Raw genomic sequence first — 25,967 nt, forward strand, 5'->3', positions numbered from 1 at the left:
CGCAATCCTCAAGGCGGGAATGGTGAAAGAGGTGAGACTGCGGCGGTAATTATCTTACCGCCGCCAGTGAATTACTGTTTTTCTGGTGGGAAAATCAGATTTAGCACGATGGCAGTAATACCGCCCGCGGCGATCCCGGAGGAGAGCAGGTTTTTCAGCCATTCAGGAGCAAACTGCAAAATCAGCGGCTGCTGAGAAACGCCCAGACCGACCGCCAGCGACAGCGCGATAATCAGAATCGCCCGACGGTTCAGTGGCTCACGAGAAACGATACGCACACCGGAGGCGGCGATGGTGCCAAACATTACCAGCGTCGCGCCGCCCAGCACAGGTTCAGGAATATGCTGCACAAATCCACTTACTGCTGGGAACAGGCCGAGCAAAATCAACATCAGTGCCACAACAAAACCAACATAACGGCTGGCAACACCTGTTAACTGAATCACACCATTGTTTTGTCCAAAACAGGAGTTCGGGAAGGTGTTAAACACCGCCGAGACAAACGAGTTCAGACCGTTTGCCAGCACGCCGCCTTTCAGACGTTTCATGTATAGCGGACCGGATACAGGCTGTTCGGAAACGTCAGACGTCGCCGTGATATCGCCAATAGTTTCCAGCGAAGTGATCATAAAGACCAGCATCAGCGGCAGCAGCAGGCTCCATTCAATACCAAGACCGTAGTAGAGCGGCGTTGGCACCATAATCAGTTCTTGCGTCATCGGTTCGTTGCTTTCTGGCAACATGCCCATAAACCACGCCAGCGCATATCCGGCCGCCATCGCAATCACCAGTGAGGCCACGCGCAAATATGGGTTACGTTGACGGTTAAGCAGGATAATTAAGGCCAAGACCACGCCTGCCAGCAACAGATTTTTCGGTGCTCCGAAGGTGTTATCGCTCATGGCTGCGTAACCGCCGCCAATGGATGTTAGCCCAACCTGAATTAGCGACAGGCCGATAATCATCACCACAACGCCAGAAACCAGCGGCGTAATAATGCGGCGCGCCAGATGGAGAACACGGGAGATCACCATCTCGGTGCAACTTGCCAGCATCAACGTGCCGAACAAAGCCGCCATCATGGTAGGAACATCAGCACCACCGGTCTTCAGCGCTGTGCCGCCCATAATCAGCGGGGCAACAAAGTTGAAGCTGGTGCCCTGAATAGACAACAGCCCGGAGCCAACCGGACCCCAGGCCTTAATTTGAATAATCGACGCCACACCGGAGGCAAACAGCGACATACTAATAATGTGTTGCGTGTCTTGTGCCGGTAAACCCAGCGCCTGGCAGATTAATAGCGCTGGCGTGATCACCGCAACGAACATCGCCAGCAGATGCTGACAGGCGGCAAACAGAGTTTGAGGAAGCGGCGGACGATCTTCAAGACGGTAAATCAGTTCGCTGTTTTGAGTCTGCGCAACCGGTTGCGCATTTTCTGACTCGAGGGTGGAAACAGACATCGAAAACAATCCCGTGGTAGCAAAGCGGGCATTTTAGCTGACCGAAAGAGAAAAGCAAACGTTTGCCACGGCCTCTGCTAAATATTTAAATGAGATAAATGCACTTTTTTATATAACTTTTGGTATTTTTCTGCTTAAAATCCATGCCATTTGTTCATTAACAGCTGAGAATTTGACCCAGGAAAGCATGACTCGATACCCGTCATATTTCATGAAGGTGCCACTGCGCGATGAAGTATGACGAGTATGAAAGAGTGATGCGGATACAAAGGAGTAACTATGTTTCATCTCGATACTTTAGCAACGCTTGTTGCCGCAACGCTGACGTTGCTGCTCGGGCGTAAGTTGGTCCATTCCGTCTCCTTTTTGAAGAAATACACCATACCGGAACCTGTTGCGGGTGGTTTGTTGGTGGCGCTGGCGCTACTGGTACTGAAAAAAAGCATGGGCTGGGAAGTCAACTTTGATATGTCCCTGCGCGATCCGTTAATGCTGGCTTTCTTCGCCACCATTGGCCTGAACGCCAACATTGCCAGTCTGCGCGCTGGTGGGCGTGTGGTTGGTATTTTCCTGATTGTGGTTGTTGGCCTATTGGTGATGCAAAATGCCATTGGCATTGGTATGGCTAGCCTGTTAGGGCTTGATCCACTGATGGGGCTGCTGGCTGGTTCTATTACGCTTTCGGGCGGTCACGGTACGGGTGCTGCCTGGAGTAAATTGTTCATTGAACGTTATGGCTTCACCAATGCGACGGAAGTGGCAATGGCCTGTGCAACGTTCGGTTTGGTGCTGGGCGGCTTGATTGGCGGTCCGGTAGCGCGCTATCTGGTGAAACACTCCACCACGCCGAACGGTATTCCGGATGACCAGGAAGTCCCGACGGCGTTCGAAAAGCCGGATGTGGGCCGCATGATCACCTCGCTGGTGCTGATTGAAACTATCGCGCTGATTGCTATCTGCCTGACGGTGGGGAAAATTGTTGCGCAACTTTTGGCTGGCACTGCTTTTGAACTGCCGACCTTCGTCTGTGTACTGTTTGTTGGCGTGATTCTGAGCAACGGTCTGTCAATGATGGGCTTTTACCGCGTCTTTGAGCGTGCGGTATCCGTGCTTGGTAACGTAAGCCTGTCGTTGTTCCTGGCGATGGCGCTGATGGGGCTGAAACTATGGGAGCTGGCTTCGCTGGCGCTGCCGATGCTGGCGATTCTGGTGGTACAGACCATCTTCATGGCGTTGTATGCCATCTTCGTTACCTGGCGCATGATGGGCAAAAACTACGATGCGGCGGTGCTGGCTGCGGGTCATTGTGGTTTTGGCCTCGGTGCAACGCCAACGGCAATCGCCAACATGCAGGCGATCACTGAACGTTTTGGCCCGTCGCACATGGCGTTCCTGGTAGTGCCGATGGTCGGTGCGTTCTTTATTGATATCGTTAACGCGCTGGTGATTAAGCTGTATTTAATGTTGCCGATTTTTGCGGGCTAAAAATGAAAAAGCGTCGGAAGGAACCGGAAACGCTACGTGAACACTGTCGCCATATTTTTGGTGATGAGCCGCCAGTGCTCTGTGTATGGGAAACGGAATTTGATTACGCAGATACCGAACTCAAGGCGCTGGCGGCTAAAGAGTGGCAACAGATAGGCGAATGGGATTTGAGTGCTTACTATGTACTCAATCTCGTTTATAACGAACCGATGCAACCAGAGCTGTTTCGCTATCTGTTTCCGCTATGCCTGGTGCAATGGCATGAAACCGTTTTAGCTGGCGGTTATGGTGATCACTTCGAAGAATCCTTAATGAAGGCATTGCGTCGGCCCTATCTCTGGCAGGAGATGATGAATACTTCCCAACGCCAGCAGGTACGGCAATTTTTACTGGAAACCGCGTTGCAGCGTATGGATAACGAGCGTGGTTTCAATAATGTTCTTTGCTGGCTGGCGGTATTCAATACTCTGGGCGGGGCCGCGCCGTTAATTCATTCTCTCTGGTCACGCTGGTGGGTGCTGGATACGCCGGGAAAAGCGGTGTGTGCTATTCAGTATGCCGCGCATCTAATTTATCCCATAGAAGCCAATCCGTTATGGTCGCAAGAATGGTTAGGCTGGGGGCATCCATTAGGTCATAAAGATGGCTGGTCCTCTGAGAATCGCGCTTTTCTTCGCCAAATGTTAACACCTGAAATGATTGTGGCTGGCGTACAGGCAGCGGCTGAAATTCTGCGTGGTGAACCGGAAGGCGCAATGGCGGCGCGAATTGCGCAGGATGCGTATGAGGCAGTGGATATCATCACTATCCAGATTGAAGATTTACTGCGTGACTTGTCTTGTGATGAGTCTGGTCATGCGTTGGAGTAACGTTCCGTTTCTGGCATCCAGCGTTCTATCAGGGCTTTTGCCTGCTGTGGGTAACGTTCGTGAATATGGCGTGCCAGGCGCTGAACTTCCGGGATCATCGCCTGATCGCGCAGCAAATCCGCCACTTTAAATTCAGCATTACCCGTCTGACGCGTGCCTAACAATTCGCCAGGGCCGCGAATCTCCAGATCTTTCTGTGCAATCATAAAACCATCGTTGCTGTCGCGCAGCACTTGCAGGCGAATTTGCGCCGTTTTAGAAAGCGGTGTTTTGTAGAGCAACACGCAGTGAGAAGCCACCGCGCCACGACCTACACGCCCGCGCAGCTGGTGTAACTGCGCCAGACCCAGACGCTCAGGGTTTTCGATAATCATCAGGCTGGCGTTAGGCACATCAACGCCGACTTCAATAACGGTCGTGGCAACCAGCAGGTGTAACTCGCCTTGTTTAAATGATGCCATGACGGCCTGCTTCTCGGCTGGTTTCATCCGTCCGTGTACCAGACCGACATTCAGTTCCGGTAAGGCCAGTTTCAGCTCTTCCCACGTGGCTTCTGCTGCCTGCGCTTCCAGTAACTCTGACTCTTCAATCAACGTACAAACCCAGTACGCCTGACGACCTTCAGTCATGCAGGCGTGGCGCACGCGGTCGATAATGTCGTTGCGGCGGGTATCCGGGATAGCCACCGTCGTCACAGGCGTACGACCTGGCGGTAACTCATCAATGACCGAGGTATCGAGATCGGCATATGCAGTCATTGCCAGCGTGCGGGGGATCGGCGTGGCGGTCATGATCAACTGATGCGGATGGAAACCCTGCTGCTGGCCTTTCTCCCATAACGCCAGACGCTGATGCACACCAAAACGGTGCTGTTCGTCGATGATCACCAGCGCCAGACCATTAAACTGCACCTGTTCCTGGAAGATGGCGTGCGTACCAACAATCATCTGCACTTGACCGCTGGCGATGGCTTCCTGCTGTGCCAGTCGTGCTTTACCTTTCTGTTTACCGGCGAGCCAGCCCACTTCGATACCGAGCGGAGCAAACCAGTTACGGAAGTTATTGGCGTGCTGCTCGGCGAGTAATTCGGTTGGTGCCATCAATGCCACCTGTTTGCCGTGCGCAATCGCACGCAACGCGGCGAGGGCGGCGACCAGCGTTTTACCGGAACCTACATCGCCCTGCACCAGGCGCATCATCGGCACATCCAGCGCCATATCGCGCTCGATCTCCGCCACCACGCGTGCCTGTGCGCCCGTTGGCTTGAACGGTAAGGCTGCGAGGAGTTTATTTTTCAGCGCGTCATTGGCGCTCAGCGGCTGGGCATGAAAACGCTGTGCTCCGGCACGTAAGGCTAACATGCTGAGGTTGTGCGCCAGCAACTCTTCCAGAATCAGCCGGCGTTGTGCCGGATGCTGCCCGGTTTCGAGATCGCTAAGCTGTAGCGTCGGCGGCGGGCGGTGCAAAGTGCGCAACGCTTCCGGTAGCGTCATCATTCCTTGTGACAGTTCCGGCGGCAGGAGTTCTTCAATGGCGCAGGTGTCGAGCAGATCCAGCGCCTGGTCGGTTAATTTACGCAGCGTGGCCTGCTTTACGCCTTCCGTAGTTGGGTAAACCGGCGTTAGCGTTTCCTGCAACTCTGGCATACTGAGATCGCCCTGCACGCGGTATTCCGGGTGGATCATCTCCGCACCATATTTACCGCGCTTTGCTTCGCCATAGGCCAGCACGCGGCGGCCAGTCGCCAGGCTATTTTTCATTGCCGCGTTGAAGTTGAAAAAGCGCATGGTGAGAATGCCGGAACCGTCGCTGATCTGGCAGGTCATCATCCGCCGACCGCCGAAGGAGATATTGCAATTCAGCACTTCGCCTTCCACCGTGGCATAAACGCCCGGCAGTAGTTCACCGATGGGGTAGAGATGGGTGCGATCTTCGTAGCGCAGAGGAAGGTGTAAGAGTAAATCCTGCACGGTATGCAGGTTGATTTTCGCCAGCTTGTTACTAAGCGCTGCACCAATGCCCGTTAGGGAACTGAGCGGGACAGCATCTAACAGGCGACCTTTCATGGCACTTACCCTGCAGCCTGCATAGTAGCCCACCAGTCAGCATCGGCTTCAATTTCGCCTTGCTGATTAACGTGGGGGTAAGGCAGGCCTTTGCGTTTTGCGACTTTCGCCAGCACCGGATAGCCGCCTTCAAACAACAGCCGTTGTTGCTCCGCTTCCGGCAACATGCTGTTTTCACGCAGGTACATGCCTGCATTTTGCCGCTGGCGCTGGGCTTCGTAAAGAATGAGGGCTGAGGCAACGGAAACATTCAGCGACTGCACCATACCGATCATCGGTATAATGATGTCCCGATCCGCCAGGGCTAACGCTTCCTGAGTGATGCCCGTTTTCTCCTGACCCATCAAAATACAGGTCGGGCGGGTGTAATCAATTTCGCGGAAATCGACAGCGTTATCAGAAAGATGTGTAGCCAGAATCTGCATGCCCTGGCCTTTCAGATGGGCGACGGCATCGCCAATGGTACGGTGCGTTTTTACCTGTACCCAACTGTTGCTGCCAGCCGCAGCCGAAGCCATGGTGCGCATCCGGCTGCCAGGCCAGACGGCATGAACTTCATGTACGCCAACAGCATCTGCGGTACGAATAATCGCAGAAACGTTATGTGGTTTGTGGACCTGCTCCATGCAGACGGTCAGATCAGGCTGCCGCCTGGCGAGCATTTCGCAGATGCGTGCATAACGTGTTGGGTTCATAAAACATTAATTTCGGTTTCGGGTGACTTTAATCACGTCTGGCATCACGCGGATTTTGCGCATGATATTCGCCAGATGCACACGGTCACGGGCGGTCAGACGAATAAAGGCGCTGTAGACGCGACCATCTTTTTCTTCTGTATTCAAACTTTGAATATTCGAGGTCGTGGTGTTAATTGCCGCCGTCAGGTTTGCCAGCGCGCCCTGATGATTGAACATCTCCACCTTGATTTCGGTGATGAACTCCTGTGCCGTCTCTTTATCCCATTCCACAGCCATAAATTTCTCTGGCTCTTTCTGGTAGCCACGGATGTTACGGCAGGATTCATGGTGGATCACCAGACCTTTACCGGGGCTGACGTGGGCGATAATCGGGTCGCCAGGAATGGGGCGGCAGCATTTCGCAAAGGTGATCAACACGCCATCAGCACCTTTAATCGGCAGATGCCCGTGGCTTTGAGTCGCCGGCGGAATGGAGGCGTCCCCATGTTGCAGATTTTTCGCGACCACCACGCTCATTGCGTTACCAAGGCCGATTTCAGCCAGCAGATCGTCAAGCGTTGCCAGCTTCATGCGGTCCAGCTCGCGCTGAATATTTTCCGGCGGGATTTCATTGAGCTTACGGCTGCCACCCAACGCATGATTGAGCAGACGACGGCCCAGGCTTACAGAATCATCACGCTTGAGGTTTTTCAGCAACTGACGAATTTTGGCGCGCGCTTTCGAGCTAACGACAAAGTTCAGCCATGCGGCATTCGGGCGAGCGCCCGGTGCGGTAATAATTTCAACGGTTTGGCCACTGGAGAGCGGCTGCGACAGCGGGTAAGGCTGACGGTCGACGCGAGCGCCCACGCAGGCATGACCGATATCGGTATGCACCGCATAAGCGAAGTCGACGGGCGTTGCACCGGCAGGCAGCTCTACAATGCGCCCTTCCGGTGTGAAAACGTAAATCTCATCCGGGAAGAGATCGGATTTAACGCTCTCGATAAATTCAAACGAACTACCGGCACTCTGTTGCAGCTCCAGCAGGCTTTGCATCCAGCGCTGGGCGCGGATTTGTGCAGTCGTGCTGGTTTCGCCGTGCTCTTTATAAGCCCAGTGCGCGGCAACACCCATCTCCGCCATCTGATCCATATCTTCGGTACGGATCTGGACTTCAACCGGCACGCCGTGCGGGCCAATCATCGAGGTGTGCAAAGACTGATAGCCGTTCGCTTTTGGAATGGCGATGTAGTCTTTCACGCGACCTGGACGCGGCTTATACAGGCTGTGCATCTGGCCGAGCACGCGATAACAGGTGTCGGAATCATTGACGATCACGCGGAAGGCGTAGATGTCCATGATCGAGTGAAAACGCTGCTCTTTGAGCACCATTTTGCAGTAGATCGAATAAAGATGCTTCTCGCGACCACTGACGCGGCACGGTATTCCCGCTTCCTGCAAACGCCCTTCGATTTCCGAGAGGATTTTTTGGATCATCTCTTTACGGTTGCCGCGTGCGGCTTTCACCACTTCTTTGATTACGCGGTAACGGTTGGGATACAGCGCCTCAAAACCCAGCTCTTCGAGTTCGGTTTTAATGTGGTGGATACCTAAACGGTGTGCCAGCGGGCTGTAAATTTCGAGGGTTTCACGGGCGATGCGGCGACGTTTGTCCGGGCGAAGTGAGCCCAGCGTGCGCATGTTGTGGGTACGGTCGGCAAGTTTGATGAGAATGACGCGGATATCCTGCACCATCGCCATAATCATCTTGCGAAAGTTTTCGGCCTGCGCCTCTTTCTTATCGCGGAACTTGAGTTTATCAAGTTTCGACACCCCCTCTACCAGCTCGGCGACGCTTTTACCAAAAAGCTGTTCCATGTCCTGGTAGGTGGCGGGTGTATCTTCAATCACGTCATGCAGCAGCGCCGCCATTAGCGTTTCATAGTCGAGTTTCATCTCGGCCAGAATGCAGGCAACCGCTACCGGGTGCGTGATATAGGGTTCACCGCTTGAACGTGTTTGCCCCTCGTGAGCATCACGTGCAACGAGATACGCCTGCCGCAGACGCTTGATTTGGTCTTCCGGCAGGTAGGTTTGAATCAGTTGATTCAGGCTTTCAAACAGATACAAGGGCGACCCGCTTTGTGATTAACGACGACCTTCAGCAATAGCGGTAACGGCTTGTAATTCAGCGGCTTCCTGCTCTTGCTGTTCCTGGCGTTCGCGAACGTCGAGGATCTGGTTGTTGATCAGACCTTCTTCGATTTCGCGCAGCGCGATTACTGTGGTTTTATCGTTTTCTTCCGGTACCAGCGGATCCTTTCCGCCTACCTGCATCTGACGAGCGCGACGCGCGGCGACCAGTACCAGGTCAAAACGGTTACCAATTTTCTCTACAGCGTCCTGAACAGTTACGCGTGCCATACTTAAAAAGCTCCACAGGTGAAGAAATGACTGGGCATGATACTGAAATCAGGTTCAGTCTGCCAACAATTTGCTGATTAAAGCGTCATGACGCTGCTTTTGGCGGCTCATGCGCAGACGTTCGGCGCGAATAATGGTCTTCAAATCGGTCAACGCGGTATCGAAGTCATCATTCACAATCAGGTAATCATATTCGGCGTAATGGCTCATTTCTGCAACAGCTTGCGCCATACGCTTTGCAATGACCTCTTCGCTGTCCTGACCGCGACCGCGTAGACGGCGGTCCAGTTCAATTTTGGACGGCGGTAAAATAAAGATACTCCGCGCGTGCGGCATCTTCTGGCGAATTTGCTGCGCGCCCTGCCAGTCGATATCGAGAAAAACATCGACACCGGTCGCCAGTACTTGCTCAATGGCCTCACGCGAAGTGCCATAGTAATTACCAAAAACTTCTGCGTGTTCGAGGAACGCATCTCTGCTAATCATTTCTTTAAATTCATCATGATTAACAAAGAAATAATGTTCACCGTGAACTTCACCAGGACGCGGTTGGCGCGTGGTGTGTGAAACAGAAACCTGGGTGTCATACAACGGTTGGGTTTTTAATAAAGCCTGAATCAGGCTGGATTTACCCGCGCCACTGGGGGCAGAAACAATATAAAGCGTGCCTTGAGCCATGAGTATCTTTCGTATGTGATTAGCGAAATAAAGCCTACATACGAGCTTATTATACACGGCGCGGCCATGTGACGTAGCCCTTGCTCACACTTTTTGCGCAAAGTTGTTGCGTTTTGCGTAGCTGCTTCCGCATTTGCCTGTGATTCACTGCAATAAAGACGATTCTCAGGAAGCGTCCTCGCAGACTCCGTTTTTGCCACTCGGCTTTGCTTTCATCACGTTGTATATCTGCCTGACTATCTACAGCGGAGGTGATGATGAAAGTATGGATGGCGATATTAATAAGTATCTTGTGCTGGCAATCATCGGCGTGGGCGGTCTGTCCGGCCTGGTCGCCAGCCAGAGCACAGGAAGAAATTTCCCGCCTGCAACAGCAAATAAAACAGTGGGACGATGACTACTGGAAGGAAGGGGAAAGTGAAATTGAAGACGGTGTTTACGATCAGTTAAGCGCCCGTCTCACGCAGTGGCAACGCTGTTTTGGGAACGAGCCCCGCGACGCGATGATGCCACCTTTGGTAGGCACAGTTATGCATCCAGTTGCGCATACAGGCGTGCGTAAATTAGCGGATAAAAATGCACTACGTCTTTGGATGCGTGAACACAACGATCTTTGGGTGCAGCCGAAAGTCGATGGCGTTGCGGTAACCCTGGTTTATCGGGACGGGAAACTGAACAAAGCAATCAGTCGCGGCAATGGCCTGAAAGGGGAGGACTGGACGCAGAAAGTTAGCTTAATTCCCTCTGTGCCGCAAACCGTTAGCGGGCCTTTAGTCAATAGTACACTTCAGGGGGAAATATTTCTCAAGCGCGAGGGGCATATCCAACAACAAATGGGGGGAATAAATGCCCGCTCAAAAGTTGCTGGTCTCCTGATGCGCCAGGGGAATAGCGACACGCTGAATTCACTGGGCGTTTTTGTCTGGGCATGGCCGGATGGAACGCAGTTAATGACCGATCGTTTACAGCAGCTGACTACCGCAGGTTTTACTCTAACGCAGACGTATACCCGTGCGGTTAACAATGCTGATGAGGTTGAGCGCATACGCAATGAGTGGTGGAAAGCGAAATTACCCTTCGTCACCGATGGCGTGGTTGTACGAGCGGCTAAGGAACCCGAATCTCGCCATTGGCTGCCGGGCCAGGCAGAGTGGCTGGTGGCCTGGAAATATCAACCTGTAGCTCAGGTTGCCGAAGTGAAGGCGATTCAGTTTGCGGTGGGCAAGAGCGGTAAAATCTCGGTGGTTGCGTCACTTGTGCCTGTCATGTTGGATGATAAAAAAGTTCAGCGGGTGAATGTTGGTTCCGTCAGACGCTGGCAGGAGTGGGATATTGCGCCTGGTGATCAGATCTTCGTCAGCCTTGCCGGGCAGGGTATTCCTCGCATTGATAATGTGGTCTGGCGCGGTACAGAACGCACAAAACCGACACCACCAGAAAACCGCTTTAACTCGTTGACCTGCTACTTTGCTTCTGATGTTTGTCGGGAACAGTTCATTTCACGCTTAGTCTGGCTGGGGTCAAAACAGGTTCTGGGGCTGGATGGCATTGGTGAGGCTGGCTGGCGCGCGCTGCATCAGACTCATCGCTTTGAGCATATCTTTTCCTGGCTTTTATTAACGCCAGAGCAATTACAGAACACGCCGGGGATCGCGAAAAGTAAAAGTACACAGTTATGGCATCAGTTTAATCTGGCTCGTAAGCAGCCTTTTACTCGCTGGGTGATGGCAATGGGAATACCACTAACCCGGGCGGCGCTTAACGCCAGTGATGAACGGTCCTGGTCGCAACTTTTATTTAGCACAGAACAGTTCTGGCAGCAGTTGCCGGGGACTGGATCGGGGCGCGCCAGACAGGTTATTGAATGGAAGGAAAATGCGCAAATCAAGAAGCTGGGCAGTTGGCTGGCTGCCCAGCAGATCACAGGTTTTGAACCTTAGTGACCTTCGTGGCTGTAGTAAAAGACCGGTAATCCCAGCTTAAGACGTAGCGCCAGTAAACGGGCAAAAAAGCCGAATACCAGGGTGGAGATAATCACCACATCATGGTTAGAAACATAGTGTTGCAGCGCGATGTACAGCACGGCGGAGGCAAATGAGACACCGGCATACAACTCTTTCTGGAATACCAGTGGGATGCGTTTACAGAACATATCGCGCAAAACGCCGCCAAATACGCCGGTCGTCACAGCTGCGACAACGGCAATGATCGGGCCGTGTCCCATATCCAGTGCAACCTGTGCGCCAATGATAGAAAAGACCACCAGCCCGAGCGCATCGAGCACCAGAAAGACTTTGCGTAAGTAAGGCATCACGGGAGCAAAGATAGTGGTTAACACCGCAGCAGTAGCGACGATAATCACATATTCCGGGTGTTTGACCCAGCCGAGCGGATAATGGCCCAGCAGAATATCGCGCACGGACCCTCCGCCAATTGCCGTGGCGGTCGCAATAATAATTACGCCAAATGTATCCATGCGCCGTCGTCCGGCCGCCAGCGCCCCCGTCATGGCTTCGGCAGTAATGCCAACCAAATACAAAATGTGTAACAGCATGGTTCTCTCCCTAAAAATCTGTCTGGCAGGGTAGCGATTTGTGCGCATTGTCACGATTGAGATTTTTTAAGGTGAGAGGAAATTGATAATTTTTAGTTATGTGAAATCGTTGTTTTCTGTAGCGTAGATGCATTCTTCTGACTTCTTGTCTGAGAAAATGCATAAGAAAAAGTAGGTTAAAACTGAGGGGTGGAAAAGAAAGGTGCAATGTTAGCCATTGTGTTCACTGCACCTGGACCTTGGCTTACGCATCGGGTGTCTCAATCAACAAAAAGAGTTTTTAGTTTCTGCTATTTTTTCTCTGTAATTTTTACACTGTTTTCCAACTGCTTGATGCTAACCTGCGGGGTCGGCAACTCCTCAGGCATGGTTCCGCCAAGTTCATGAATGGTTTGCCTCACCTTGCGACCCACGTCAAAGTGTGTGGTGTTAGCTTGCTGTTTTGAATTCACGCCATCCCGCTTGAGTTTTTCTTCTGTTTGGGTAGCTCGAAAGAGATTAGCCGCCAGTTCTGTTGAACCCATATGATCCAGGATCTTCTGACTCTTTTTCAGCCCCTTCCGCTGATGGATGGCTTTCTGATCTAATCCACCATACAGTCCCCGGTAACCATGATTCTGAAATATGGCGAAATCGATAGCTGTCGCTACCCCAGCTTGCTGCGCTGCCTCAACTAATTGTTTGTTATGTTCTTTCAACTCATTTCTCAGAAAAAGACGCTTTTCGTCTTCACGAAGTTGCCTGAAAGCTTCATCGTCAGCCAGCTCCTGCCGTCGGGTCTGGATAGCAAAATAAGTTTGCCCTGCCGCAATAACCGGTTTCGCAGGGTCGCCGTTTTGTACTACCAGGTAACAGGCATAGCGGGAGAGATGAACATCTTCAAGTTCTCGTTGAGCCCCTGAACCTAATACAACCATTTTGGTGGTTTCAACGAAATGGTCAGATGCAGCTTGATTGCTGGCTTCGCACGCTTGAGTCGCGCGGGCCAGTACCTTTTGAAAATTGCGCCAGTCCCGATAATCCAGTAACGGTGCCAATTCTCTCGCTGACCAAAATTCTTGCCCTTCAGTGCCATAATGCCGTATTTCTTCAAAAGGTTGATGATGTTCGTTCATTGCCCACTCCATGTGATATCGATTGCAAAGAAAGTAAATCTGTAACTGTATTTATATACAGTTGTGAGTATCTCACGTTCTCAGTGTGCTGGGCAAAAAAACATCGCAAAATCTGGAGCAGGCACGCAAAACAGAATTGAAGTTGCGGGGAAGAAAAATGCCGCTCTGTTTGAGTGGGCGGCATTTGTGAAGGCTGAAAAGTAAGAATTGGCGTTACGAGTTATTCAATGTTCTGAATCTGCTCGCGCATCTGCTCAATCAACACTTTCAGCTCGATGGCAGAGTTTGTCACTTCGGCATTGATAGACTTCGAGGCCAGGGTGTTTGACTCGCGGTTGAACTCCTGCATCATAAAGTCCAGACGACGACCAACGGCTTCTTTTTTCTTCAGAATGTTGTAGGTCTCTTTAACATGCGCTTCGAGGCGGTCCAACTCTTCGGCAACGTCAATTCGTTGTGCCAGCAGAACCAACTCCTGCTCCAGACGGTTGTTCTCCAACTGAACCTGAGCATCTTCCAGCTTAGCGACCAGACGCTCACGCTGCCATTGCAGGATTTCCGGCATATGGGCGCGGACTTTGATCACTTCGGCGGTAACGCCTTCCAGACGCTGCTCGATCAATGCTTTCAGCGCCTGACCTTCGGTTTCGCGCGCGACGATAAAGTCATCCAGCGTACCATCCAGCGCCGCGAGAATTTCAGCAGCAATCGCGTCGAGATCCTGCTCCTGGGCTGCCATCACGCCTGGCCAACGGAGAATATCAACCGGGTTGATTTCCCCTTCGTCACTCTGCATTTTTACCCAGTTCGCGGCAGTTACCAGCTGTTTAGCCAGTTTTTCGTTGAGGATCAGCTCACCTTGTGCGCTGACATCTGGCTCATAGCGCAGGGTACATTCCACTTTACCACGCGTCAGGCGAGAACGAATACGCTCGCGAACGACAGGTTCAAGGCTACGGAACTGCTCCGGCAGACGAAAGTAAGTTTCCAGATAACGCTGGTTTACCGAGCGCATTTCCCAGGTTGCGCTCCCCCATTCACCCTTGATTTCACGCCGGGCGTAGGCGGTCATACTGCGGATCATAGACGTTCCTGTTTATAAAAGGAGAGGTGGAAGGATTATAGCCATCGATGCCTTGTCAGGATAGGAATAACCGCCGGAAGTCCGTATAATGCGCAGCCACATTTGTTTCAAGCCGGAGATTTCAATATGCGTCCAGCAGGCCGTAGCAATAATCAGGTGCGTCCCGTTACCCTGACTCGTAACTATACAAAACATGCAGAAGGCTCGGTGCTGGTCGAATTTGGCGATACCAAAGTGTTGTGTACCGCCTCTATTGAAGAAGGCGTGCCGCGCTTCCTGAAAGGTCAGGGCCAGGGCTGGATCACCGCAGAATACGGTATGCTGCCGCGCTCTACTCATACCCGTAATGCCCGTGAAGCGGCGAAGGGTAAGCAGGGCGGCCGCACGATGGAAATCCAGCGTCTAATCGCTCGTGCATTGCGCGCCGCAGTAGATTTGAAAGCCCTCGGTGAGTTTACTATTACGCTGGACTGCGACGTACTTCAGGCCGATGGCGGCACCCGCACTGCTTCTATCACCGGTGCTTGTGTTGCACTAGCCGATGCCCTGAATAAACTGGTTGAAAATGGCAAGCTGAAAACCAACCCGATGAAAGGGATGGTAGCCGCGGTTTCTGTCGGGATTGTGAACGGCGAAGCGGTTTGCGATCTGGAATACGTTGAAGACTCTGCCGCTGAAACGGACATGAACGTGGTGATGACCGAAGACGGGCGCATCATTGAAGTTCAGGGAACGGCAGAAGGCGAGCCGTTTACCCATGAAGAGCTACTCACCTTGTTGGCGCTGGCCAGAGGGGGAATCGAATCCATTGTAGCGACGCAGAAGGCGGCGCTGGCAAACTGATTTTTAAGGCGACTGATGAGTCGCCTTTTTTTTGTCTGTAGAAAAGTAAGATGAGGAGCGAAGGCATGAAACCATATCAGCGCCAGTTTATTGAATTTGCGCTTGGCAAGCAGGTATTAAAGTTTGGCGAGTTTACGCTGAAGTCCGGGCGCAAAAGCCCCTATTTCTTCAACGCCGGGCTGTTTAATACCGGGCGCGATCTGGCACTGTTAGGCCGTTTTTACGCTGAAGCGTTAGTGGATTCCGGCATTGAGTTCGATCTGCTGTTTGGCCCTGCTTACAAAGGGATCCCAATTGCCACCACTACCGCTGTGGCGCTGGCGGAGCATCATGACCTGGATCTGCCGTACTGCTTTAACCGCAAAGAAGCAAAAGACCACGGTGAAGGCGGCAATCTGGTCGGTAGCGCGTTACAAGGACGCGTAATGCTGGTGGATGATGTGATCACCGCCGGAACGGCGATTCGCGAGTCGATGGAAATTATTCAGGCCAATGGCGCGACGCTTGCTGGCGTATTGATTTCGCTCGATCGTCAGGAGCGTGGTCGCGGCGAGATTTCGGCAATTCAGGAAGTTGAACGTGATTACAACTGCAAAGTGATCTCTATCATCACCCTGAAAGACTTGATTGCTTATCTGGAAGAGAAGCCAGAAATGGCGGAACATCTGGCGGCGGTTAAGGCCTATCGCGAAGAGTTTGGCGTTTAAAGAAACTCGCCGGATGAAAAGTCATCCGGCGTCATATTACTGCAACTGCGCGGCAATTAGCGGCCAGCGGGCGTCAAAGTCATCCGTCGGGCGGTATTTAAACTCGCTGCGGACAAAGCGTGACAGCATACCTTCACAGAAGGCCAGGATCTGGCTTGCCAGCAGTGTTTCATCGGTGGTGTAACCTTCACCCTCACGCATTCTCTTTTCACGCAATACCTGACGCAACTGCGCTTCAATACGCTCGAATAGCTGGTTGATGCGCCCTTGCAGGCGATCCTGTTCAAACATTAGTGCATGACCAGTGAGGATGCGGGTCAGGCCAGGATTACGCTCACCAAAACCGAGAAGCAGCAACACAATCAGACGCAGGCGCGCTGTGGTGTCTTTCTCATCTTTCAGAATCAGATTGATGCGAGTAATCAGGCTATCTTCGATAAACTCAATCAGGCTATCGAACATGCGGGTCTTACTGGGGAAGTGGCGATACAGTGCCGCTTCGGAAACGCCGACAGAGGCGGCCAGTTTTGCCGTCGTGATACGTTGGCTTCCATCGCTGGATTCCAGCATCAGCGCCAGAGACTGAAGTATTTCCTCGCGACGGTTCCTTTTCGCAGTTTGTTTTTCTGCCATGTTACAAAATACCCCTGAAAATAAGCACTTGCCAGGCGGCACCCACGCTATGACCGCAAACGAAATGTTTGCGGCTATGTTATGACGTTATTCGGATGCGTATGTGTTACTGACGACCAGAGTGACCAAAGCCGCCTTCACCGCGGTCGGTGGCGTCGAAATCTTCCACCAGATTAAATTCGGCCTGTACTACCGGAACAAAAATCATTTGGGCGATACGTTCGCCAGGTTGAATGGTGAAGCTGTCCTGACCACGGTTCCACACAGAGATCATCAACTGGCCCTGATAGTCAGAATCGATTAATCCTACCAGGTTACCGAGCACGATACCGTGCTTGTGTCCCAATCCGGAACGCGGCAGCATCATTGCCGCCAGTGAAGGATCGGCAATATGAATCGCCAGCCCGGTCGGAACCAGAGTAGTGGCACCCGGTGCCAGTTCTACGGCGTCGTCGAGACAGGCACGCAGGTCAAGTCCGGCAGAGCCAGAGGTGGCGTAAGTCGGGAGTGGAAATTCCTTCCCAACGCGCGGGTCCAGAATCTTAACGTCGATTTTTTTCATCATAACGGGTCACGATCTCGTCGAGTAATAATTGGCCAAGGAGCTCTTTGCGCTCAAGCGGTAAAACTTTATCTCCGTCCTGCCAGAAAAGGTGTAATGCGTTGCTGTCGCTGTTAAATCCTTGAGTTGGCTGGGAAACATCGTTCGCACAGATCAGATCAAGGTTTTTACGGATACGTTTTTGCCGGGCGTATTCTTCCACATTATTTGTTTCGGCGGCAAATCCAACGACGTAGGGTCGATGGTCTTTTAGTGCGGCAACACCAGCGACGATATCGGGGTTTTTAACCATTTTTATTGTTAATTCATCACCCTGCGTGGCCTGCTTTTTGATTTTTTCAGGGGCCACTGTAGCGGCGCGATAATCGGCCACGGCGGCGCAACCGATAAAAATATTTTGCTGCTGTACAGAAGCATTTACGGCGGCTTCCATTTCCAGCGCAGTCATTACATCAACACGTTTAACAAACGGTGGCGTCGGTAGCGAAACCGGACCTGATACCAGCGTGACGTTCGCGCCACGACGGGCAGCGGCGGCGGCGATAGCAAAACCCATCTTGCCTGAGCTGTGATTAGAGATATAACGCACCGGATCGAGCGGTTCACGCGTCGGGCCGGCGGTAATCATAATGTTCAGATGTTTCAGGTCGTTGACGGGCGAAAAATGCGCTACCGCCATATCAACAATGGTTAACGGATCGAGCATTCGCCCTGGGCCGATATCACCACAAGCCTGACTGCCGCTGTCTGGCCCCCAGATGAGCAAACCACGCGAGGCAAGCACCTCTAAATTATGCTGCGTGGCAGCGGCACGGTACATCTGCTGGTTCATGGCGGGGAGCACGGCTACAGGCGCAGGTGTAGCCAGGCAAATCGTCGATACCAGGTCATTCGCCATTCCGGCAGCAACACGGGCAATCAAATCTGCCGTGGCAGGGGCGAGAATCACTAAATCAGCCCATTTACCCAGCTCAATATGGCCCATAGCGGCTTCGGCTGCCGGGTCAAGCAGACTGTCGGAAACGGGATACCCCGAAACTGCCTGCAAGCTAAGTGGGGTAATAAAGGCTTTTGCCGCTTCGGTCATGGCTACGCGGACGTCGGCCCCGCGCTCGCGCAAACGACGCACCAGTTCAGGGGTTTTATAGGCAGCAATGCCGCCGCTAACGCCGAGAACGATTTTTTTACCGGCCAGGCTCATGATGATTTTTCCTGTTGGGTGACACCAGAAGTTGGCGATTTTATCACAATACTTTTGTTGTCGTGCCTTCACCTGAGAATCACTTTGCGAGGCGCTTTCCAGGATTGAAAACTGGCCGTCGATTTAACGGAACGGCTATGACAGGATGCGAGCACCACAAAGGAGGTGAAGGTGAAAAACAATGCACAGCTGTTGATGCCGCGCGAAAAAATGCTGAAGTTTGGTATTAGCGCCTTAACGGATGTCGAGCTGCTGGCGCTATTTCTGCGTACCGGAACGCGCGGTAAAGATGTATTAACCCTGGCAAAAGAGATGCTGGAGAATTTCGGCTCTCTTTATGGCTTGTTAACCTCTGAATATGAACAGTTTAGTGGCGTTCATGGAATTGGCGTGGCGAAATTTGCCCAGTTAAAGGGGATTGCTGAACTGGCGCGGCGTTACTACAACGTGCGGATGCGTGAAGAAAGCCCTTTACTCAGCCCGGAGATGACGAGGGAATTTTTACAAAGCCAGCTCACGGGCGAGGAGCGGGAGATCTTTATGGTGATCTTTCTCGACTCCCAACACAGGGTTATAACGCATAGCCGTCTTTTTTCCGGCACGCTAAACCATGTTGAAGTCCATCCTCGGGAAATTATCCGCGAAGCGATAAAAATAAACGCCTCGGCGCTGATCCTTGCACATAATCACCCTTCGGGTTGTGCTGAACCCAGTAAAGCGGATAAACTCATTACCGAACGGATAATAAAAAGTTGTCAGTTCATGGATTTACGCGTGCTCGACCATATCGTGATTGGGCGTGGAGAGTATGTTTCTTTTGCCGAACGCGGCTGGATTTAACCCGCTATGCGCGATCCTTCGGGATCTTTGTCTGTTCGGGACTTGAGCACATCGCTGAGTCAGCGTATACTACGCCACCTTTGAGAATCTCGGGTTTGGCATTTGGGCCTGGCAATCGAGAGTTCACATAGAACTGCGATGACCGGGCTGTAAAGCCTGACGAGGCGCCAATACCCCATACGAAGCTCGAGCTAATTTGATTTTTGGAGAATAGACATGTCCCGAGTCTGCCAAGTTACTGGCAAGCGTCCGGTGACCGGTAACAACCGTTCCCACGCACTGAACGCGACTAAACGCCGTTTCCTGCCGAACCTGCACTCTCACCGTTTCTGGGTTGAGAGCGAGAAGCGTTTTGTCACCCTGCGCGTATCTGCTAAAGGTATGCGTGTAATCGATAAAAAAGGCATCGATACAGTTCTGGCTGAACTGCGTGCCCGTGGCGAAAAGTACTAAGTACTTAGAGGAAATAAATCATGGCTAAAGGTATTCGTGAGAAAATCAAGCTGGTTTCTTCTGCTGGTACTGGTCACTTCTATACCACTACGAAGAACAAACGTACTAAGCCGGAAAAACTGGAACTGAAAAAATTCGATCCAGTTGTTCGCCAGCACGTGATCTACAAAGAAGCGAAAATCAAATAATTCTCGCTTTGATGTAACGAAAAACCTCGCTTCGGCGGGGTTTTTTGTTATCTGCTTGCCCCCATATTGACTGCATCTGTTCATTCCCGGAGATGCTATGCCTGAATTACCCGAAGTTGAAACCAGCCGTCGCGGCATAGAACCGCATCTCGTTGGTGCAACCATCCTTCATGCGGTGGTGCGCAACGGACGCCTGCGCTGGCCGGTTTCAGAAGAGATCTACCGTTTAAGCGACCAACCAGTGCTTAGCGTGCAGCGCCGGGCTAAATATCTGCTGCTGGAGCTGCCTGAGGGCTGGGTTATCATTCATTTGGGGATGTCTGGCAGCCTGCGCATCCTTCCAGAAGAATTTCCCCCTGAAAAGCATGACCATGTGGATTTGGTGATGAGCAACGGCAAAGTGCTGCGCTACACCGATCCGCGCCGCTTTGGTGCCTGGCTATGGACCAAAGAGCTGGAAGGGCACAACGTTCTGGCCCATCTTGGACCGGAGCCGCTTAGTGACGATTTCAACGGTGAGTACCTGCATCAGAAGTGCGCGAAGAAAAAAACGGCGATTAAACCGTGGCTGATGGATAACAAGCTGGTGGTAGGCGTAGGGAATATCTATGCCAGCGAATCTCTGTTTGCGGCGGGGATCCATCCGGATCGGCTGGCGTCATCACTGTCGCTGGCAGAGTGTGAATTGTTAGCTCGGGTGATTAAAGCGGTGTTGCTGCGTTCGATTGAGCAGGGTGGTACAACGCTGAAAGATTTTCTGCAAAGTGATGGTAAACCGGGCTATTTCGCTCAGGAATTGCAGGTTTACGGGCGAAAAGGCGAGCCGTGTCGAGTGTGCGGTACGCCGATTGTGGCGACGAAACATGCGCAGCGGGCAACGTTTTATTGTCGGCAGTGCCAGAAGTAATTGATGCGCGCCGGATGGCATACCATCCGGCATAAATGCTACGCTAATTTTGCCATCAGCGCCTGATGGACATTCTCCGGCAGGAAATGGGTGACATCGCCCTGATGGCGCGCCACCTCTTTCACCAACGATGAAGAGATAAACGACCACTCTTTCGAAGGCATCAGAAACACACTTTCCAGTTCCGGCATTAAGTGGCGATTCATATGCGCCAGCTGCATTTCATATTCAAAATCCGCCACCGCACGCAGGCCACGAATCAGCACCGTAGCGTGTTGATTACGGGCGAAGTTCGCCATCAAATCACTAAACCCGACCACTTCCACGTTCCCCAGATGCGCGGTTGCCTGCTGTGCCAGCGCCACACGCTCTTCCAGAGTAAACATCGGTTTTTTACTGGGACTGGCGGCAATCGCCAGAATAACGTGATCGAACATTTGCGTGGCGCGCGTCACGATATCGATATGACCATTGGTAATGGGATCGAAAGTACCCGGATAAATCGCCCGTTTTTGCATAACAACCTCAATGCGTTTTCGGTGGCAGGTAAGGTTCCAGCAGTTGAAGCAGGCGCTGTAGCGCGCCCTGGTTTTGATACAGCACTTCAACGGCATGACGGCCATAGAAACTACGGTAATCGGCGTCGGTGAGTAAAGAGGAAACCTCTTTTGCAAGCGTAGTGGCATCGGTAACGGTAATCAGCCCGCTTGCCTGCTCCAGCCGCGCGCAAATGTCTTTAAAGTTAAAAGTATGCGGCCCCATCAATACCGGAATAGCGTGTGCGGCAGCTTCCAGCGGATTATGCCCACCACGTTCAACCAGTGAACCGCCAACAAAGGCGAGATCGGCAATGCCGTACAGTAACATCAGCTCGCCCATCGTATCGCCAACCACAACCTGCGTGCTGGTGGAAGGGACTTCCCCTGAAGAGCGTGTGATATAGCTTAGTCCAGCCTGGCGGACAAGGTTAATCGCATCCGGGAAGCGTTCCGGATGACGTGGTACCAGGATGAGCAATAAATTCGGGAATTGCTGTAACAATGCCTGATGTGCGGCGATCACCACACTCTCTTCACCTTCGTGAGTGCTGGTGGCAATCCATACCGGGCGATGAGGAGCCCACTGGCGGCGCAGCGTCACGGCTTTGGCAGCCAACTGCGGCGTGACAGAGATATCGAATTTCAGGCTACCAGTGATGGTCACCTGATTATTTTTTGCACCCAGCGCCACAAAACGTGCACCATCTTCTTCATTTTGCGCAGCAATCAGCGTAATTCGACGTAGCAAGCGACGGACGAATTTGCCCAGTTTGGCATAACCTGCGGCAGAGCGTGCAGAGAGTCGCGCGTTAGCGATCACCAACGGAATTTTACGTTTATGTAGCGCCGCAATCAGGTTAGGCCATAGTTCGGTTTCCATAATCAACACCAGTTTAGGGTCGACTTTATTCAGGAAACGATTAAGCGCATCGGGCAGGTCGTATGGCAGATAAACGTGCTGAACATCCTTCCCGAAAGCCGATTGTACGCGCTCCGAACCTGTTGGCGTCATGGTTGTAACGGTAATCGGTAAATCAGGATAACGATGACGCAGCGCGCGCACCAACGGGATCGCCGCCAGAGTTTCACCGACGGAGACGGAGTGCAGCATAATGCCGCCTGGTTTTAGCGGATGGCGGTAAAAACCGTAACGTTCACCCCAGCGTTTTCGATAGGCCGGAGCCTTACGTCCGCGCACCCAGAGCCGTATCCAGATCAGCGGCTGAATAAGGTAGAGAAGGGCGGTGTAAAGCAATTCGAGCATAGTAAATAGCTGACTTATGGATGTGCTGGGGATTCTATGTATTTAGCTGTGGCTTTACCATTACTTTTCCCGTTTTTGACTTAAATAGCAATTTACCCGCCAATTCTTGCTGAACATCTATACTTTTTTTGTATTTTTATGCGATTCATTGATTTCTGCAGTACGTGCAGGAAGGAATCGCGGAGCAACAGTGAAAGAATATTGTTGCTAATGATTTTATTTGATTGATTTCTTTATTGAAAAACAACGATGTGCTTAAAAATCATTCGGATCGGATTGCCGCGAAAGAAGTGATACACTAGCGCGTCAATATCAGTACGGTATCAGTATTCAGGTAGCTGTTGAGCCTGGGGCGGTAGCGTGCTTTTTCTGCTTCACCTTAATCGGATAATCTCAACAAAAAGAGTTACTTGTGGATAAGCCATTTCGAAGAATTTTGCTCATTAAGATGCGTTTTCATGGGGATATGTTATTAACTACTCCTGTCATTAGTTCGCTGAAAAAAAATTACCCTGACGCAAAAATCGATGTGCTGCTTTATCAGGATACCATCCCGATCCTGTCTGAAAATCCAGAGATTAACGCGCTCTACGGCATAAAAAATAAAAAAGCAAAAGCCTCAGAAAAAATTTCCAACTTTTTTCATCTCATCAAGGTATTACGTGCCAATAAGTATGACCTTATCGTCAATCTTACCGATCAATGGATGGTTGCTATACTGGTTCGCTTATTAAATGCCCGTGTGAAAATTTCCCAGGATTATCATCATCGGCAGTCTGCTTTTTGGCGTAAAAGCTTCACCCATCTGGTGCCGTTGCAGGGTGGAAATGTGGTGGAAAGTAACTTATCCGTGCTGACGCCATTGGGACTTGAATCGTTGGTGAAGCAGACAACGATGAGTTACCCGCCTGCAAGCTGGAAACGAATGCGTCGCGAACTGGATCACGCAGGTGTTGGACAAAATTATGTGGTTATCCAACCTACCGCGCGGCAAATCTTCAAATGCTGGGACAACGCCAAGTTTTCCGCTGTGATTGATGCCTTACATACACGTGGCTATGAAGTCGTTCTGACGTCCGGCCCGGATAAAGACGATCTGGCCTGCGTCAATGAAATTGCGCAGGGATGCCAGACGCCACCAGTAACGGCACTGGCCGGAAAGGTGACATTCCCGGAACTTGGTGCGTTAATCGATCATGCGCAGCTGTTTATTGGCGTTGATTCCGCACCGGCGCACATTGCCGCTGCAGTTAATACGCCGCTGATATCGCTGTTTGGTGCAACAGACCATATTTTCTGGCGTCCCTGGTCAAATAACATGATTCAATTCTGGGCGGGAGATTACCGGGAAATGCCAACACGCGATCAGCGTGACCGAAATGAGATGTATCTTTCGGTTATTCCGGCGGCAGATGTCATTGCTGCTGTTGATAAATTATTGCCATCCTCCACGACAGGTACGTCGTTATGATCGTTGCTTTCTGTTTATATAAATATTTTCCCTTTGGCGGTTTGCAACGCGATTTTATGCGTATTGCTCAGACAGTTGCGGCCCGAGGGCATCATGTTCGGGTTTATGCCCAGTCATGGGAAGGCGAATGCCCTGATGTGTTTGAACTGATCAACGTGCCGGTTAAGTCGCATACCAATCACGGGCGTAACGCGGAGTATTTTGCCTGGGTGCAAAAACATTTACGCGAGCATCCGGTCGATAAAGTCGTTGGATTCAACAAAATGCCGGGGCTGGACGTTTATTATGCCGCTGATGTTTGTTATGCCGAGAAAGTGGCGCAGGAGAAAGGCTTTTTCTATCGCCTGACGTCACGTTATCGCCATTATGCCGCCTTTGAGCGGGCAACCTTTGAACAGGGCAAGCCGACACAGCTGCTGATGCTGACGGACAAGCAAATCGCCGATTTCCAGAAACATTATCAGACTGAAGCGGAGCGTTTTCATATTTTGCCTCCGGGGATTTATCCTGACCGTAAATATAGCCAGCAGCCAGCCAATAGCCGTGAAAGCTTTCGTAAGAAAAATGGAATAACAGAACAACAATATTTATTGTTGCAGGTCGGTTCAGACTTCACGCGTAAAGGTGTCGATCGTTCCATTGAAGCACTTGCTTCGCTCCCGGATTCACTGCGCCACAACACATTGCTATATGTTGTTGGGCAGGATAAACCGCGAAAATTTGAGGCGCTGGCAGAAAAACGCGGCGTGCGCAGTAATGTTCACTTCTTCTCTGGGCGTAACGATGTCTCGGAATTAATGGCGGCGGCGGATTTATTACTGCATCCTGCCTACCAGGAAGCGGCGGGAATTGTGCTGCTGGAAGCGATTACTGCAGGATTACCGGTTCTAACAACTGCTGTTTGTGGTTATGCGCATTATATTGTTGACGCGAATTGCGGCGAGGCTATTGCTGAGCCATTCCGCCAGGAAACATTGAATGAGATTTTACGCAAAGCGTTAACGCAATCTTCATTGCGCCAGGCCTGGGCGGAAAATGCGCGACATTATGCTGATACACAAGATTTATACAGTCTGCCAGAAAAAGCGGCGGATATCATAACGGGTGGTCTGGATGGTTGAACTTAAAGAGCCGTTTGCCACGTTATGGCGCGGTAAAGATCCTTTTGAGGAAGTTAAAACCTTGCAGGGTGAGGTATTTCGTGAACTGGAAACTCGCCGCACTCTGCGCTTTGAAATGGCGGGCAAAAGCTATTTTCTCAAATGGCATCGCGGCACGACCCTGAAAGAGATAATCAAAAATTTACTCTCATTGCGGATGCCAGTATTAGGTGCAGACCGCGAATGGAATGCGATTCATCGACTGCGGGATGTCGGCGTTGATACTATGTATGGGGTGGCATTCGGCGAAAAAGGCATTAATCCGCTGACCAGAACTTCGTTTATTATTACCGAAGATCTGACGCCAACTATCAGTCTGGAAGATTACTGTGCTGACTGGGCGACTAACCCACCAGATGTCCGCGTAAAGCGTATGCTTATTAAACGTGTCGCGACGATGGTGCGCGATATGCATGCTGCGGGCATTAACCACCGTGACTGTTATATCTGTCATTTCCTGCTGCACTTGCCTTTTTCTGGTAGGGAAGAGGAGTTAAAAATTTCGGTAATTGACCTGCACCGGGCGCAGCTTCGCACGCGCGTTCCACGTCGTTGGCGCGATAAAGATCTTATTGGGCTTTATTTTTCTTCGATGAATATTGGCCTGACTCAGCGGGATATCTGGCGGTTCATGAAGGTGTATTTTGCTGCCCCGCTTAAAGACATTCTCAAGCAGGAACAAGGGCTGCTGTCGCAAGCAGAAGCAAAAGCCACAAAAATCAGGGAAAGAACGATTCGAAAATCGTTGTAACCCGTTACTTATTTTTGCCAAAAATTTGGA

At 51.6% G+C, this 25,967-nt stretch carries 26 protein-coding genes; 12 read left to right on the forward strand and 14 right to left on the reverse strand.

Annotated elements, in window-relative coordinates:
- Positions 1–71 precede the first annotated feature (71 nt).
- Positions 72–1,463 (reverse strand): xanthine/proton symporter XanP, encoded by a 1,392-nt coding sequence (xanP, locus tag AABJ99_RS00355; RefSeq protein ID WP_039021755.1) that lies wholly within the window; start codon positions 1,461–1,463, stop codon positions 72–74.
- A 279-nt stretch (positions 1,464–1,742) separates the two neighbouring features.
- Here xanP and gltS point away from each other — a divergent pair, with 279 nt between their 5' ends.
- Positions 1,743–2,948, forward strand: a complete 1,206-nt coding sequence (gltS, locus tag AABJ99_RS00360) for a sodium/glutamate symporter (RefSeq protein WP_000468836.1) — start codon at positions 1,743–1,745, stop codon at positions 2,946–2,948.
- 2 nt (positions 2,949–2,950) lie between these two features.
- Complete coding sequence (locus tag AABJ99_RS00365) at positions 2,951–3,817, forward strand: hypothetical protein (protein WP_039021756.1); 867 nt, start codon at positions 2,951–2,953, stop codon at positions 3,815–3,817.
- Here AABJ99_RS00365 and recG read toward each other — a convergent pair.
- Genes recG through gmk form a run of 5 tightly spaced genes read right to left on the reverse strand, consistent with a single transcriptional unit; the run spans position 3,802 to position 9,665 of the window.
- Positions 3,802–5,883, reverse strand: a complete 2,082-nt coding sequence (recG, locus tag AABJ99_RS00370) for an ATP-dependent DNA helicase RecG (RefSeq protein WP_338387471.1) — start codon at positions 5,881–5,883, stop codon at positions 3,802–3,804. The genes AABJ99_RS00365 and recG overlap by 16 nt on opposite strands.
- A gap of 5 nt (positions 5,884–5,888) precedes the next feature.
- Positions 5,889–6,578 carry a tRNA (guanosine(18)-2'-O)-methyltransferase TrmH gene (gene trmH / locus AABJ99_RS00375; protein ID WP_001070187.1) on the reverse strand — a complete coding sequence of 230 codons (690 nt, stop codon included), beginning with the start codon at positions 6,576–6,578 and terminating at the stop codon, positions 5,889–5,891.
- A 6-nt stretch (positions 6,579–6,584) separates the two neighbouring features.
- Entirely contained in the window at positions 6,585–8,693 is a 2,109-nt protein-coding gene (spoT, locus tag AABJ99_RS00380) for a bifunctional GTP diphosphokinase/guanosine-3',5'-bis pyrophosphate 3'-pyrophosphohydrolase (protein ID WP_032185484.1), read from the reverse strand.
- A gap of 18 nt (positions 8,694–8,711) precedes the next feature.
- Positions 8,712–8,987, reverse strand: coding sequence for a DNA-directed RNA polymerase subunit omega (gene rpoZ / locus AABJ99_RS00385; protein WP_000135058.1), 276 nt, complete (start codon positions 8,985–8,987; stop codon positions 8,712–8,714).
- A gap of 54 nt (positions 8,988–9,041) precedes the next feature.
- Positions 9,042–9,665 (reverse strand): guanylate kinase, encoded by a 624-nt coding sequence (gene gmk / locus AABJ99_RS00390; RefSeq protein WP_001295237.1) that lies wholly within the window; start codon positions 9,663–9,665, stop codon positions 9,042–9,044.
- 257 nt (positions 9,666–9,922) lie between these two features.
- Between gmk and ligB the strand changes: the two genes are divergently transcribed.
- Positions 9,923–11,605 (forward strand): NAD-dependent DNA ligase LigB, encoded by a 1,683-nt coding sequence (gene ligB, locus AABJ99_RS00395; protein WP_039021758.1) that lies wholly within the window; start codon positions 9,923–9,925, stop codon positions 11,603–11,605.
- Here the strand turns inward: ligB and yicG are convergent.
- From yicG to yicC, 3 genes are all read right to left on the reverse strand, one after another.
- Positions 11,602–12,219 (reverse strand): trimeric intracellular cation channel family protein, encoded by a 618-nt coding sequence (gene yicG, locus AABJ99_RS00400; RefSeq protein ID WP_001350423.1) that lies wholly within the window; start codon positions 12,217–12,219, stop codon positions 11,602–11,604. The two genes, ligB and yicG, sit on opposite strands and share 4 nt — an antisense overlap.
- Positions 12,220–12,509: 290 nt before the next feature.
- Positions 12,510–13,334, reverse strand: coding sequence for a DNA damage-inducible protein D (gene dinD / locus AABJ99_RS00405; protein WP_039021759.1), 825 nt, complete (start codon positions 13,332–13,334; stop codon positions 12,510–12,512).
- Positions 13,335–13,554: 220 nt separating this feature from the next.
- Positions 13,555–14,418: a YicC/YloC family endoribonuclease gene (gene yicC / locus AABJ99_RS00410; protein WP_032185479.1), complete on the reverse strand. Its 864-nt coding sequence runs from the start codon at positions 14,416–14,418 to the stop codon at positions 13,555–13,557.
- Between the two features lie 126 nt (positions 14,419–14,544).
- Between yicC and rph the strand changes: the two genes are divergently transcribed.
- Together rph and pyrE are read left to right on the forward strand one after the other, a co-directional pair.
- Positions 14,545–15,261, forward strand: a complete 717-nt coding sequence (gene rph, locus AABJ99_RS00415) for a ribonuclease PH (RefSeq protein ID WP_001247087.1) — start codon at positions 14,545–14,547, stop codon at positions 15,259–15,261.
- Positions 15,262–15,326: 65 nt separating this feature from the next.
- Positions 15,327–15,968: an orotate phosphoribosyltransferase gene (gene pyrE / locus AABJ99_RS00420; protein WP_000806154.1), complete on the forward strand. Its 642-nt coding sequence runs from the start codon at positions 15,327–15,329 to the stop codon at positions 15,966–15,968.
- A gap of 36 nt (positions 15,969–16,004) precedes the next feature.
- Here pyrE and slmA read toward each other — a convergent pair whose 3' ends face one another.
- The 3 genes from slmA to coaBC form a co-directional block, all read right to left on the reverse strand.
- Entirely contained in the window at positions 16,005–16,601 is a 597-nt protein-coding gene (gene slmA / locus AABJ99_RS00425) for a nucleoid occlusion factor SlmA (protein ID WP_000818601.1), read from the reverse strand.
- 106 nt (positions 16,602–16,707) lie between these two features.
- Complete coding sequence (gene dut / locus AABJ99_RS00430) at positions 16,708–17,166, reverse strand: dUTP diphosphatase (RefSeq protein WP_000976064.1); 459 nt, start codon at positions 17,164–17,166, stop codon at positions 16,708–16,710.
- A complete protein-coding gene (coaBC, locus tag AABJ99_RS00435) occupies positions 17,144–18,364 on the reverse strand; it encodes a bifunctional phosphopantothenoylcysteine decarboxylase/phosphopantothenate--cysteine ligase CoaBC (protein WP_039021760.1) in 1,221 nt (406 codons plus the stop codon). The genes dut and coaBC overlap by 23 nt, the downstream gene beginning before the upstream one ends.
- Positions 18,365–18,535: 171 nt before the next feature.
- Between coaBC and radC the strand changes: the two genes are divergently transcribed.
- The 4 genes from radC to mutM all read left to right on the forward strand — a co-directional run bounded on the left by radC (position 18,536) and on the right by mutM (position 20,752).
- Positions 18,536–19,204: a RadC family protein gene (radC, locus tag AABJ99_RS00440; RefSeq protein WP_001297375.1), complete on the forward strand. Its 669-nt coding sequence runs from the start codon at positions 18,536–18,538 to the stop codon at positions 19,202–19,204.
- 216 nt (positions 19,205–19,420) lie between these two features.
- The gene (gene rpmB, locus AABJ99_RS00445; protein WP_000091955.1) at positions 19,421–19,657 is read left to right on the forward strand and encodes a 50S ribosomal protein L28; all 237 of its coding nucleotides are present in this window, start codon (positions 19,421–19,423) and stop codon (positions 19,655–19,657) included.
- Positions 19,658–19,677: 20 nt separating this feature from the next.
- Complete coding sequence (rpmG, locus tag AABJ99_RS00450) at positions 19,678–19,845, forward strand: 50S ribosomal protein L33 (protein ID WP_001051798.1); 168 nt, start codon at positions 19,678–19,680, stop codon at positions 19,843–19,845.
- 97 nt (positions 19,846–19,942) lie between these two features.
- Positions 19,943–20,752, forward strand: coding sequence for a bifunctional DNA-formamidopyrimidine glycosylase/DNA-(apurinic or apyrimidinic site) lyase (gene mutM / locus AABJ99_RS00455; protein WP_039021761.1), 810 nt, complete (start codon positions 19,943–19,945; stop codon positions 20,750–20,752).
- A 38-nt stretch (positions 20,753–20,790) separates the two neighbouring features.
- Here mutM and coaD read toward each other — a convergent pair whose 3' ends face one another.
- Together coaD and waaA are read right to left on the reverse strand one after the other, a co-directional pair.
- Positions 20,791–21,270: a pantetheine-phosphate adenylyltransferase gene (coaD, locus tag AABJ99_RS00460; protein ID WP_001171866.1), complete on the reverse strand. Its 480-nt coding sequence runs from the start codon at positions 21,268–21,270 to the stop codon at positions 20,791–20,793.
- A 7-nt stretch (positions 21,271–21,277) separates the two neighbouring features.
- The gene (gene waaA / locus AABJ99_RS00465) at positions 21,278–22,555 is read right to left on the reverse strand and encodes a lipid IV(A) 3-deoxy-D-manno-octulosonic acid transferase (protein ID WP_000891553.1); all 1,278 of its coding nucleotides are present in this window, start codon (positions 22,553–22,555) and stop codon (positions 21,278–21,280) included.
- Positions 22,556–22,967: 412 nt separating this feature from the next.
- Here waaA and rfaQ point away from each other — a divergent pair, with 412 nt between their 5' ends.
- From rfaQ to rfaP, 3 genes are read left to right on the forward strand one after another with little or no spacing between them, the layout of a single operon-like run.
- Positions 22,968–24,026, forward strand: a complete 1,059-nt coding sequence (rfaQ, locus tag AABJ99_RS00470; RefSeq protein WP_072001011.1) for a lipopolysaccharide core heptosyltransferase RfaQ — start codon at positions 22,968–22,970, stop codon at positions 24,024–24,026.
- Positions 24,023–25,147 (forward strand): glycosyltransferase family 4 protein, encoded by a 1,125-nt coding sequence (gene waaG, locus AABJ99_RS00475; RefSeq protein ID WP_039021762.1) that lies wholly within the window; start codon positions 24,023–24,025, stop codon positions 25,145–25,147. The genes rfaQ and waaG overlap by 4 nt, the downstream gene beginning before the upstream one ends.
- A complete protein-coding gene (gene rfaP / locus AABJ99_RS00480; RefSeq protein WP_001353571.1) occupies positions 25,140–25,937 on the forward strand; it encodes a lipopolysaccharide core heptose(I) kinase RfaP in 798 nt (265 codons plus the stop codon). The genes waaG and rfaP overlap by 8 nt, the downstream gene beginning before the upstream one ends.
- Positions 25,938–25,967 lie beyond the last annotated feature (30 nt).

This window comes from Escherichia coli, from assembly GCF_036503815.1.
In the GTDB taxonomy this organism is placed as follows: Bacteria; Pseudomonadota; Gammaproteobacteria; order Enterobacterales; family Enterobacteriaceae; genus Escherichia; species Escherichia coli_F.